Consider the following 10,663-nt stretch of genomic DNA (forward strand, 5'->3'; position numbering starts at 1 on the left):
AATAATAAAAAAATTGTACAGTAAGTATTCTTAAATTAGTTATATAATATTTATAAAAAATATTATATAATCAACAAAATAAAGGATTATTAATGTCAGATATAAAAAATAAACTAAAAGACTTAGTTGAAAGTACGATGATACCAGAAGTTGAACACTATGTAGAAGATTTACATAGTTTACTTGAAAAAGGTGTTGAAACACAAGATGATTTAGATGCAATCAAAGAGATGGAGTCTTTTTTAGTTGAACTTCAAAATATTCTAGCTGTAATTGAGGAAGATAGTATGCCTCATGAAGAGTATGAAAGAATTTATGAAAAAATAATGTCAAATATTAAAGAGCATGAGCATTAGAAAGTGAAAGATTTTTTTCTTAAATCAAATTCAATAATAGTGATATTTTTTATTACTATTATTGTTATACTATTTTATATATTTAGTTATAACTTCTTTATTTCAAAATTTGAAGAAATTGAAAATGACCAAAACAAAAAAAACATAAACTCTTTTTTAACAATAATTGATAATGAACTTTCAAGAGTTGAGAGTATTACTGTTGATTATGCTTATTGGGATGCCACATACGATTTTATTTTTAATAAAAATGAAAGTTACATAAATGAAAACTTTAGAGAAGGTGCAAATACACTTGAAGATTTAAATCTAGATTTTATGATATTCTCTAATATTAAAAATCAAGTTGTATACTCTACTTATGAGAGTAAAGAGTTTATATCAAATAGCACTGATTTTGAAAGAGCACTTATAAAAAAATTTATTAGTAAGAAAAATATTTCAAATCTATTTAGAAATGAAATTTTAGAGTACCAAAATAGGTATTTTGTCATAACTAAAAATGAAATATCTACAAGTGATAACAAAAAAGAATCAAATGGCTTTTTATATTCAGGAAAAGAGATAACTAAAGAGAGTCTTACTAAACTAAATAAGTCATTTAAACAAATTGATATAGTAAATAAAAAGATTAAATTAAAAAATTTAAAAGCTTTACAGTCTGTTTATATAAAGAATATTAAAGTTTCAACAAACAAAACTGAAGAACAAATAGTAAACTATCTGGAGTTTTATAACTTTGATAAAGAACACTTAGTTACATTTAGTTTAAAAAACAATAGAGAATTTATGGAAAAAGGTAAAGAAACAATTATCTTTTTCAATGTAATTATTGCAGCATTTCTTTTCTCATTACTTTTACTTTTATATGCAAACATAAAAATATTACAAAGATACAATAGTAGATTAGCAAAAGAGATTTCTCTTAAAACACAAAAACTAAAAGAATCAAATGAAAGATTGAAATATCTATCTCAAACTGATGAACTAACAAAAATTTATAATAGAAGAATGTTCTTCCAAGAAGCTAATAAACTATTTAGTCTTTCTTCTAAAACAAAAAAAGATTTAACAGTTTTAATGATTGATATTGATAACTTTAAAGTGATAAATGATACTTATGGCCATGCTTTTGGAGATGAAGTTTTAATACATTTTACAAAAAATGTAAACTCTCTTTTAGAAAAGAATTATGTTTTTGGTAGACTTGGTGGAGAAGAGTTTGCGATTGTATTTTATGGAATCGATGAAAATGAAGCTTATAATCTTAGTGAAAAGATTAGAAAGACTATTGAAGAAGATTGTTTATACTTCAATGATACTAAAGTAAAATATACAATTAGTTCAGGTTTCTCAAAAAAACAAAATGAAGATACTTTAGACTATACATTAAATGAAGCAGATAAATTACTTTATAATGCAAAAAACAGTGGTAAAAACTGTATTATTAGGCAAAGACACTTATAAAAGCTAAAAGTTAAGTATTTACTTAACTTTTAACTGCTGTAACAATTAATTCAACTAATGTTGTAGTACTTGCCATATTTGCTTCAACACAAGCTCTAGCTGGTGGGTTTTCTTTTGACACCCAATCATCCCAAACACTATTGAAATCTTGAAAATCTCTATAAATATCTTTTAGAAAAATTTCAACTCTTAAAATACTATCTTTATTTGAACCTGCTTGATTTAATCTTGTTTCAACTATTTCTAAAGCTCTAGCAGCTTGTCCTTTGATATCTAGTGTCTTATCATCAGAAACAATACCGGCAAGATAAATAACACCATTATGCTCTACAATTCTGCTCATTCTTTCACTTACTTCATCTCTTTTTATCAAAATTTCTCCTAAAATTTAAAATTTTAAAAAATTATATCAGAATTTAATTTTATTTTAATAAAAAAGTATATATAATTTCGACCTCTTAACAACGGTGAGGTTGGAGAGTGGTCAAATCCTGCGGATTGTAAATCCGCCGCCTACGGCTTCGAAGGTTCAAATCCTTCCCTCACCACCACTAGAAATACACTGTGCGAGTGTGGCGGAATAGGTAGACGCGTGGGACTTAAAATCCCATTCCGGTTTCGGAGTGTGAGTTCGATTCTCACCATTCGCACCACTTTTAGAATTGTAGTGAGTTGACTGAGTTGGTCGAAAGTACCGGTTTTGAAAACCGGCGTGCTTAACGGCACCGAGGGTTCGAATCCCTCACTCACTGCCACTATTTACAAAACCCTTAATACGAACTTTCTCAAATTTTATTAACATGCTTAAAGTTCTCATTATACTTATTTTATAGATTTATTTTTTAACTCATTATAATTATTTAATACAGAAGAATAAAAGTTTTTTGTATTGTGCAATTGTTTTAATACCTGAGGATCTTTTACAGTTTCTATATAATCATTAGACATATTTATTATATCAAGTAGGATTTTCTGAAAATCTAAAGTCATTTGTTTCATTACATCAGGTGAAATATTGTTAATTTTACCTGATATTCCTTTTATATAAAAAACTTCTAAATCATCTTGATTATAAGCTTGTTTAAGATTTACGCTTAACTCTAAAGACATATTAATTATATCATCCTCAGACATCTTTTCATAAGTATTGTATACAGATTGATTAAAGAAACTATCACCTGATAAACCTGTCGTTGAAAGCATTAATTTTGACTTATTAGTCATTTCTACATAAGGAAACTCTTCAAAATTGACATTATTAGTAGGTAAAACTAATGTTTTAAATTTATCTAACATCTCATAAGATATTGACTCAAACTCTTTTTGAGTTACCTTATCATCTTTTAAAATAGTTTTAAATTTTATTTCTTCTTCTTTAGAAAATCCTTCAAAAGCATTTGTTTTTTCTAAAAAAGTTAAAATCTTTCCTTTCGTTTCTACTTCTTTATGACTAGTAATTTCATCCATCTTTTTAGCAAAAGAAACATTTTGAGTTGCACTTTGACTTGATTTATCAATAGTTTTATTATAAGTATAATATGAATTTTTTATATTATTAACTTGCATATTCATTCCTGTTATATTTAAATAATAATATAATTATACCTAATATACTTTAAGTTAATGGAGTTCTCTCTCATGTATTTGGGAATAGTTTGAATCCCTCACTGCCACTTCTTTTAAATAAAATCCAGACAAATCTTAACAGTAAAAATTAATCTAATAAATGGAGTATAATTATTAAATCAAATCCCTATTTGCTCTTCTTTTCTTTCAATTGAAGCCATTAGTTTCTCAATTGTTCTTACTTGTTCATCAAGCTCTTTTGTAAGTTCTTTAATTGTTTTATTTTTTACATCTAACTCTTTAGTTAAACCTCTTAGTTCATTTACTGCTTTATCTTTTTTCTCTCTAGTTACTTTTTCATCTGCAACTACTTTTTTTATTTTAACACTTGCTTTTTCACTTGTTTCTTTTAACTTTTTTTCTAACTCAGTTAACTCTTTTTTGTAAAAAATAATCTGATTTGAGAATTTTGCATTTCTCTCTTTCTCATTTCTAATTTGAGTTTCAATATTTCTATAAAATGACAACTTATTTAATAGTTCATCAATCTTATCTCTTGCTTGGGTATTAATGCGTCTATTTGCTTGAATATTTTGTGCTGCTTTCTTTTTAAACTCTTTTTGTTCAAGTTCATCTTGAGTTGCAAGGAAACTAACCCACATATACTCTTTGATAATTGTTTTCTTCTTATTAAAAACAGGAACAACTGTTAGATAAACATAAAAGAAATCACTATCTTTAGTTAAAAACCTTAATTTACCTTCCCAAATATCACCCTGCTTGACTTTTGCCCATAACTCTTCAAAAACTAGTTTATTTGTACCTTCATCTTTTAAAATATCATAAGTATTTCCAATAAGTTCATTGGCTTCATATTTTGAGATTTCGCTAAAATAGTTATTTACAAAAGATATTTTTCCATTCTCATTGGTTTTTATAACAAGTGCAACTTCATTGATTACTTCTATAATATCTTGTAAATCTTTTTGTGCTTGCTTTCTTAGTTTTACATGATACTTATTTTGACAAACATTCTCCACACTAAAAACCAAATCTTTAGCATTAATAGGTTTTTGTAGATAATCAGTAGCTTGATATTCTATGGCTTCTAAAAGGGCATGGGTTTCAATCTTTTCAGTAGTTATAATAACTGGAATATTTTTATTGATTTGTCTAATTTGTTTTAAAACTTCTAAACCTGACATATCATCTAATTTTTCATTTAAAATTACAATATCAAGTTCAAACTCTTCATTTTCATTTTCTTTTAATTTTTGTAAACCACCACTTCCCGTAGTTTGAGATACTACATTTCTAAACTGCTTACATAACATCTCAGTAAGATAACTATTATCTTTTTCATTACTTTCTATATATAAAATATCAAGCTTTTTTAAAAACGCATAATTAAACACTTATTTAGCCTTTCTTTTCTACTAACTGTTCTGTTCTGTGTTTTACAACATCTTCAAGATCTTTGATTTTTGCAGCTTTTTCTTCTATCTCTTCTTTTATTCTAAGAATATAAGCTTCCCTAACTTTTATTTCTTCAATAACTTTATCTATTTTTTTAGTAGCTTTAAACTCAATATCTTTCATATCACTAGTCATTATAGAAATTTTATTAATCTTATCATTAACACCGAAAGTTAACTGTTCAAATCTTCTCTTACTTGCTTTAAGTCTATTTTCTAAGCTTTGTAACTCTTCATATTTATCTTTGTTATCTTTAACTTGATTTCTTAAATACTCTTCTACTTTACCATAACCTTCGTATTTCTTTAGGTGGTGATTTAATTCATCAATTTTTTGTTGTGCTACTTGATAAACTCTTTTTGTTTCTTGAAGATTATATAAAACTTTCTTTCTATATTCTCTTCTTTCATTTTCTTCTTTTGTTGTAAGGAAATTAACGCTTATAAATTTTCTAATCTCTTCTTTTTCTTCTTTACTAAAAACAGGTAAGATAGTCGCATTTGTATAAAAAATCGAACTATTTTTTGTAAGATATTTCATCTTACCATCCCATTTTTCACCATTGTTTATATTATCCCATTGTTCTTCTAATATCTTCTTAGGCATTTCATGATGATAAATAGCTCTATAATTGTGACCTAATATCTCTTCATCTTTACATTGAACCACTTCTTTTAGAAAATCATTTACATAAACTATGTTTCCATCTACATCAAAAATAAATACTAATGCTACTTTATTTATAATTCTTAAATACTCTTCAACTTCATTCTGTTCTTTTTGTATTTCATCTTCTCTTTTTTTTACCTTACAAACATCTTCAATTTTTAATAAGATTTCATCTAAATTTAGAGGTTTCATAAAGTAAGCAGTAACATCCTGTCTTAATGAAGTTAAAAGTACTTCAATATCAGGTGTTTCAGTAAAGAAAATAAAAGGAAGATTTAAATACTCTTTTCTAACATGAGATAATAAGCTAAGTCCAGAACAATCAGAAATATTTGCTTCACTAACTACAATATCAATTTCAATATTTTTACTATTCATATCATCATAAACTTTGATTGCTTCATCCAAAGAAGAGGCAGTTAATACAGTATGAAAAATCGAATTGAACTTGATTAAAAACTCTTCTTTCAAGTTTTCATCATTTTCGACATATAATATTGTTAGTGTATTTAAAAACTTTTCATCTAGCATAATATTTACTTTTCCTTATATTGCTATATCTTACAATAAATTTTCTAAGTTAGGTTTTAAAAAATAATCATTTTTTAATAAAAATAAGTTTTTTTATTCATGATTAAAGTAAAGTATAACTTTTCCTACTAAATGAACTTCATCAAAGCCATAAACTAAGTGTTTATATTCTGGATTAATTGATACAAAACAATTTGTTTTTTTGTTATATTTTTTAACCCACATTTTATTTTCATAATACAAAAGATAATTTTCTTCATCAAAAATATTTTTATTTGAAATATCTACAATTAAAACTGCCCTATGAGAGATTAGAGGTTGCATAGATTGTCCATCAACTAATGTTGCGAACAATGACTTTTCATTAAACTTTTCATTTATTATTGATCTTCCAAACTCTATTGTTTTTTGTTTGTTTTTATCAAATACATCTATATAGTCTAAAGTTATGATTTCCATTAATAAGCCTTCTTTAAAACTTTATTTATATATCTTATTTGATTAAATACCAATTAATCTTTATATAGTAAAATAAAATAAAAAGTAAAAAAATGTCAATAGATAGTGTAAATACAGTAAATACTGTAGCTCAATTAATCCAACTTGCTGTTGCACCTGTATTTTTACTAGCAGGTGTTGCTGGTCTTTTAAATGTTTTTACAGGAAGATTATCAAGAATTATTGATAAGTTAGAAAAGATAGATAACTTTATAAACAACCAAAAAACAAATGAAGATGAGAAAAAAGCAAAAGAGAAATATAAAGATAGAAGAAAATTCCTAATAATGAGAATGAAAAATATCAATTTATCAATCTTTTTTTGTACAACAACAGGTCTTTTAATAGCCCTAGTAATTGTAACAATGTTTCTAAGTGCTTTGTTTAAATTTGAAGACTCGCTATTTATAGCAAGCCTTTTTATAGTAGCTATGTTATCTTTTATTACTTCTTTAATTTTATTTCTAAGAGAGATATACTATACTACGTCGTTTATAAATAAGAAAAAAACAACATTAAAAAAATAGAGGGAAACAATGGTTTACACAGAAACATCAAATAAAAGTGTTCAAGAAATTGTAGATGAAATTCAAGAAAAAATATCAGATTATAAATTTGGTGTTTTACATATTCATAATGTTGCAAAAACATTAGAATCAAAAGGTGTTGAGTTTAATGAAGAGTGTCAAATTTTAGATATCTGTAATCCAAACTATGCAAAACTATTTTTAGAAAGTGATATGACACTTTCAACAATCATGCCTTGTAAAATATCTGTTTATTCAAAAGATAAGCAAACATATATTTCAATGAACTCAATAGTTCAATTAATAGATGATATTAATCCTGACCTTGTAGAGGAAGCACAAGAAGTTCAAAACATCGTTTTAGAACTAATCTCAAATATTAAGTAATTTTTAATAATGATACTTTTTTCATACTCTTTTTAAATATAATTCCCTAAATTTAACAAGGGACTAGAGTATGATAAAAGTTACACATGAAGAGCATTCACTTATTTTAGAAGCACAAAGAGCAAGAGAATTAAATGATATAATTGCATTAAGCAAATCTAACTACTCAAATGTAAGAAGATGTATTGCAAAAAATAGAAATACTCCTTCATATATAATAAATAGCCTTGCATATGACCCTGTTGCAAATGTTTCTTATGCTGCATTAACAAATCCTATTTGTAGTGAAAAAAGAAACTTATCAAGATTCCAAGAAAGATGTGTTTTATGTCCTAAAAATGAAGCAGAATATAAAACTGCATGTGGATTTTGTAGTTAAATTTATATATAATATAGCTCATGTTTGAACTATATTTATTAATTATTCTATTAACTATTGTATTAGTAATCGCTTTTAACTCAATTAAAATTGGTATTTCTCCAATGCCTAGCTCAAAAAAAGTGGCTATTGAAATTCTAAAGCTTACCAAAAAATCAAGCTATGATACTATTATTGATTTAGGTTCAGGGTTTGGAAGTTTAGCTATTTTTTTAGCTATTAATCAGCCAAGAAAAAAAATCATAGCATATGAAATATCTTTTTTCCCATACCTAATCTCAAAAATATTAAAAACAATTTTTAGAGTAAAAAATCTTGAAATACATAAAAAAGATTTTCTAAAAGAGAATTTAAAAAATGCTGTTTTAGTGTGTTATCTTTTTCCTAAAGGAATGGAAAAACTTGAAGATAAACTTTTTGATGAAACAATAAATACAGAAATAATAAGTAGTACTTTTGCTTTTAGACATATAAAATTTAGAGAGAAAATAGAAGCACAAGATTTACTTAGAACTCCTATTTATTTTTATAGAACTTAATCTTGCTTTTTTAAAGCCTCATAAGCAACTAAAATTTTCTTTCTTTCAATTCCCCATCTATAACCACTCATAGCACCGCTTTTAGCTAAAACTCTGTGACAAGGGATTAAGTAACCAATATGATTAGAACCAATTGCACTAGCAACTGCTCTTACTGCTTTTGGTTTATTTATACTATTTGCAATATCTTGATAGGTTGCAATTGTTCCATTAGGAATATTTAATAAAGCCTTCCAAATATTTATTTGAAAGTTTGTTCCTTTTACATATAAATCAAACTTCTTTTTTTCAACAAAGATATTATTTAAAAACTCTTGGGCTTTGTCATTGTCTTCAATCAAATCAGCTTTTTCCCATATCTCTTTAAATCTATTAAAAATTGCTTCTTTGTTATTGTCAACAAAACCAAGATAAGAAACTCCTCTTTTTGTAAAAGCAATTAAAGCCTCACCAAAAGGAGTAGAACCATAACCATAAGTGATTTTTACATTTTTTCCTGATTCTTTGTACTCTTTTGGAGTTACTCCAATAATATTTACAAATAAATCATGTAACCTACTTGGACTTGAAAGCCCCATATCAAGGGCACTATCTAAAATAGATTTTGATTCTTTTAAATGCTCTTTTGCATAATTTAGAGTAACTGATTGTAAGAATTGTATGGGAGTTACTCCTACATACTCTTTAAATACTCTTATTAAATGATATTTACTCATTCCAATATATGAAGCAATTGTATCAATTGAAGGTTGTTCTTTGAAGTTTTCATCAATATATTTTATAACTTTTTCAATCTTTTTATAGTTTTCATTCTCTTCTAAAAGTTTATCTTGCATAAAATATCCTGATGTTTCGTTTTATATTTTTCGTATTATATAAAAAAGTTTATTAGTATAAGCAAATTATGGATGATTTGGGAAGCTAAAGTGGTTTGGGAAGACCACTTTAGCCATGTTTTGATTTAAATAATTGGGTTTTGAATTAGTTCTTAGTAAGTAGACTGATTGTAAATAACAAAGTTAGAAGCTAAGTCTTTAAGTTCAGCTTTAACACTTGCTTGTAATTCAGTGTTTTCAATATCATCTAATACATCAGCAATTTTGTTTGCAATGAATTCAAACTCTTTCTCTTTCATTCCTCTTGCTGTTAATGCTGGTGATCCAATTCTAACACCTGATGTTACAAATGGTGATCTTGTTTCACCTGGTACTGTGTTTTTATTTACTGTGATACCTGCATTTTGTAATGCTGCATCTGCATCTTTACCTGAGAAATCTTTGTTTAAGAAAGATACTAATACTAAGTGGTTATCTGTTCCACCTGATACTATGTCATATCCTCTTGAAACTAATACTTCACCTAATTTTGCTGCATTTGCTTTTACTTGCTTAGCATAGTCTTTCCACTCAGGAGCTAAAATCTCTTTAAATGCTACTGCTTTTGCAGCCATTACATGTACTAATGGTCCACCTTGTAATCCTGGGAAAATTGCTGAATTAATTTTCTTTGCAATCTCTTCATCATTAGTCATAATCATACCACCTCTTGGACCTCTTAAAGTCTTGTGAGTTGTAGTAGTAACTACGTCTGCATATGGGAATGGAGATTGGTGCTCACCTGCAGCAACTAATCCTGCAATGTGTGCGATATCTGCAAATAAAATTGCTCCTACTGCATCTGCAATTTCTCTGAATTTAGAAAAATCAATCTCTCTTGCGTAAGCTGAAGCTCCACATACAATGATTTTTGGTTGAGTAATTTTAGCAATTTCCATTACTTTATCATAGTTAATTCTACCATCTAATTCAACACCGTAGTAGAATGCTTGGTAGTTTTTACCTGAGAATGATGGTTTAGAACCGTGAGTTAAGTGACCACCATGAGATAAATCCATACCTAAGATTTTATCACCAGCTTTTAATAATGCAGCATAAACTGCACCATTTGCTTGAGAACCTGAGTGAGGTTGAACGTTAGCATAGTTACATCCAAAGATTTCACAAGCTCTGTCAATTGCTAATTGCTCAGCAGCATCAGCAAATTCACATCCACCATAATATCTTTTATAAGGGTAACCTTCTGCATATTTGTTTGTAAAAACAGAACCCATTGTTTCCATAACTGCTGGAGAAGTAAAGTTCTCTGATGCAATCATTTCTAAATGTGTTGTTTGTCTTTCTAACTCTTGCTCAACGATATCAAATATCTCTTTATCTGCCTCTTTTAATGATGCGCTTGATATGTAGCTCATTTTCTACCTTTTTAATT

General features: G+C 26.9%; 13 protein-coding genes and 3 tRNA genes. 9 read left to right on the forward strand and 7 right to left on the reverse strand.

From position 1 onward, the window contains the following. Positions 1 to 92 precede the first annotated feature (92 nt). Together ACH5BF_RS06940 and ACH5BF_RS06945 are read left to right on the forward strand one after the other, a co-directional pair. Entirely contained in the window at positions 93 to 356 is a 264-nt protein-coding gene (locus ACH5BF_RS06940; protein ID WP_423273486.1) for a hypothetical protein, read from the forward strand. 3 nt (positions 357 to 359) lie between these two features. Then, a complete protein-coding gene (locus tag ACH5BF_RS06945; RefSeq protein WP_423273487.1) occupies positions 360 to 1,823 on the forward strand; it encodes a sensor domain-containing diguanylate cyclase in 1,464 nt (487 codons plus the stop codon). A 22-nt stretch (positions 1,824 to 1,845) separates the two neighbouring features. Here ACH5BF_RS06945 and ACH5BF_RS06950 read toward each other — a convergent pair whose 3' ends face one another. After that, a complete protein-coding gene (locus ACH5BF_RS06950) occupies positions 1,846 to 2,196 on the reverse strand; it encodes a RidA family protein (protein WP_423273488.1) in 351 nt (116 codons plus the stop codon). A gap of 93 nt (positions 2,197 to 2,289) precedes the next feature. On the opposite strand from ACH5BF_RS06950, the gene ACH5BF_RS06955 reads away from it, so the two are divergent. The 3 genes from ACH5BF_RS06955 (at position 2,290) to ACH5BF_RS06965 (ending at position 2,578) form a co-directional block, all read left to right on the forward strand. Next, positions 2,290 to 2,374 (forward strand) — tRNA-Tyr (locus ACH5BF_RS06955). Between the two features lie 15 nt (positions 2,375 to 2,389). After that, a tRNA-Leu gene (locus ACH5BF_RS06960) sits at positions 2,390 to 2,476 on the forward strand. A gap of 13 nt (positions 2,477 to 2,489) precedes the next feature. Then, positions 2,490 to 2,578 (forward strand) — tRNA-Ser (locus ACH5BF_RS06965). A 67-nt stretch (positions 2,579 to 2,645) separates the two neighbouring features. On the opposite strand, the gene ACH5BF_RS06970 is transcribed toward ACH5BF_RS06965, so the two are convergent. The 4 genes from ACH5BF_RS06970 to ACH5BF_RS06985 form a co-directional block, all read right to left on the reverse strand. After that, positions 2,646 to 3,389 (reverse strand): hypothetical protein, encoded by a 744-nt coding sequence (locus tag ACH5BF_RS06970; RefSeq protein WP_423273489.1) that lies wholly within the window; start codon positions 3,387 to 3,389, stop codon positions 2,646 to 2,648. A 179-nt stretch (positions 3,390 to 3,568) separates the two neighbouring features. Beyond that, a complete protein-coding gene (locus ACH5BF_RS06975; RefSeq protein WP_423273490.1) occupies positions 3,569 to 4,804 on the reverse strand; it encodes a response regulator in 1,236 nt (411 codons plus the stop codon). Positions 4,805 to 4,808: 4 nt separating this feature from the next. After that, the gene (locus ACH5BF_RS06980) at positions 4,809 to 6,065 is read right to left on the reverse strand and encodes a response regulator (protein ID WP_423273491.1); all 1,257 of its coding nucleotides are present in this window, start codon (positions 6,063 to 6,065) and stop codon (positions 4,809 to 4,811) included. A gap of 93 nt (positions 6,066 to 6,158) precedes the next feature. Then, the gene (locus tag ACH5BF_RS06985) at positions 6,159 to 6,524 is read right to left on the reverse strand and encodes a S24 family peptidase (protein ID WP_423273492.1); all 366 of its coding nucleotides are present in this window, start codon (positions 6,522 to 6,524) and stop codon (positions 6,159 to 6,161) included. A gap of 92 nt (positions 6,525 to 6,616) precedes the next feature. Here ACH5BF_RS06985 and ACH5BF_RS06990 point away from each other — a divergent pair, with 92 nt between their 5' ends. The 4 genes from ACH5BF_RS06990 to ACH5BF_RS07005 all read left to right on the forward strand — a co-directional run bounded on the left by ACH5BF_RS06990 (position 6,617) and on the right by ACH5BF_RS07005 (position 8,395). After that, a complete protein-coding gene (locus ACH5BF_RS06990; protein WP_423273493.1) occupies positions 6,617 to 7,090 on the forward strand; it encodes a DUF2721 domain-containing protein in 474 nt (157 codons plus the stop codon). A gap of 9 nt (positions 7,091 to 7,099) precedes the next feature. Then, on the forward strand, positions 7,100 to 7,477 hold the full coding sequence (locus ACH5BF_RS06995) for a DUF302 domain-containing protein (RefSeq protein ID WP_423273494.1): 378 nt from the start codon (positions 7,100 to 7,102) through the stop codon (positions 7,475 to 7,477). A 70-nt stretch (positions 7,478 to 7,547) separates the two neighbouring features. Then, complete coding sequence (locus ACH5BF_RS07000) at positions 7,548 to 7,856, forward strand: hypothetical protein (protein WP_423273495.1); 309 nt, start codon at positions 7,548 to 7,550, stop codon at positions 7,854 to 7,856. A 20-nt stretch (positions 7,857 to 7,876) separates the two neighbouring features. Continuing rightward, positions 7,877 to 8,395, forward strand: coding sequence for a class I SAM-dependent methyltransferase (locus ACH5BF_RS07005; RefSeq protein WP_423273496.1), 519 nt, complete (start codon positions 7,877 to 7,879; stop codon positions 8,393 to 8,395). Here the strand turns inward: ACH5BF_RS07005 and ACH5BF_RS07010 are convergent. Then, positions 8,392 to 9,231 carry a bifunctional helix-turn-helix domain-containing protein/methylated-DNA--[protein]-cysteine S-methyltransferase gene (locus ACH5BF_RS07010; protein WP_423273497.1) on the reverse strand — a complete coding sequence of 280 codons (840 nt, stop codon included), beginning with the start codon at positions 9,229 to 9,231 and terminating at the stop codon, positions 8,392 to 8,394. The genes ACH5BF_RS07005 and ACH5BF_RS07010 overlap by 4 nt on opposite strands. A gap of 152 nt (positions 9,232 to 9,383) precedes the next feature. Continuing rightward, positions 9,384 to 10,646, reverse strand: a complete 1,263-nt coding sequence (locus ACH5BF_RS07015; RefSeq protein WP_423273498.1) for a serine hydroxymethyltransferase — start codon at positions 10,644 to 10,646, stop codon at positions 9,384 to 9,386. Positions 10,647 to 10,663: the final 17 nt, after the last annotated feature.

Origin of the sequence: Arcobacter pernae (assembly GCF_049472135.1) — a bacterium.
Lineage (GTDB): Bacteria > Campylobacterota > Campylobacteria > Campylobacterales > Arcobacteraceae > Arcobacter_B.

What these genes read in the sequence shown, in the direction of transcription:
- ACH5BF_RS06940 (WP_423273486.1), top strand. Translation starts at nt 93, where the DNA reads ATGTCAGATATAAAAAATAAACTAAAAGACTTAGTTGAAAGTACGATG.
- ACH5BF_RS06970 (WP_423273489.1), bottom strand. Translation starts at nt 3,389, where the DNA reads ATGCAAGTTAATAATATAAAAAATTCATATTATACTTATAATAAAACT.
- ACH5BF_RS06980 (WP_423273491.1), bottom strand. Translation starts at nt 6,065, where the DNA reads ATGCTAGATGAAAAGTTTTTAAATACACTAACAATATTATATGTCGAA.
- ACH5BF_RS06985 (WP_423273492.1), bottom strand. Translation starts at nt 6,524, where the DNA reads ATGGAAATCATAACTTTAGACTATATAGATGTATTTGATAAAAACAAA.
- ACH5BF_RS06990 (WP_423273493.1), top strand. Translation starts at nt 6,617, where the DNA reads ATGTCAATAGATAGTGTAAATACAGTAAATACTGTAGCTCAATTAATC.
- ACH5BF_RS06995 (WP_423273494.1), top strand. Translation starts at nt 7,100, where the DNA reads ATGGTTTACACAGAAACATCAAATAAAAGTGTTCAAGAAATTGTAGAT.
- ACH5BF_RS07000 (WP_423273495.1), top strand. Translation starts at nt 7,548, where the DNA reads ATGATAAAAGTTACACATGAAGAGCATTCACTTATTTTAGAAGCACAA.
- ACH5BF_RS07005 (WP_423273496.1), top strand. Translation starts at nt 7,877, where the DNA reads ATGTTTGAACTATATTTATTAATTATTCTATTAACTATTGTATTAGTA.
- ACH5BF_RS07010 (WP_423273497.1), bottom strand. Translation starts at nt 9,231, where the DNA reads ATGCAAGATAAACTTTTAGAAGAGAATGAAAACTATAAAAAGATTGAA.
- ACH5BF_RS07015 (WP_423273498.1), bottom strand. Translation starts at nt 10,646, where the DNA reads ATGAGCTACATATCAAGCGCATCATTAAAAGAGGCAGATAAAGAGATA.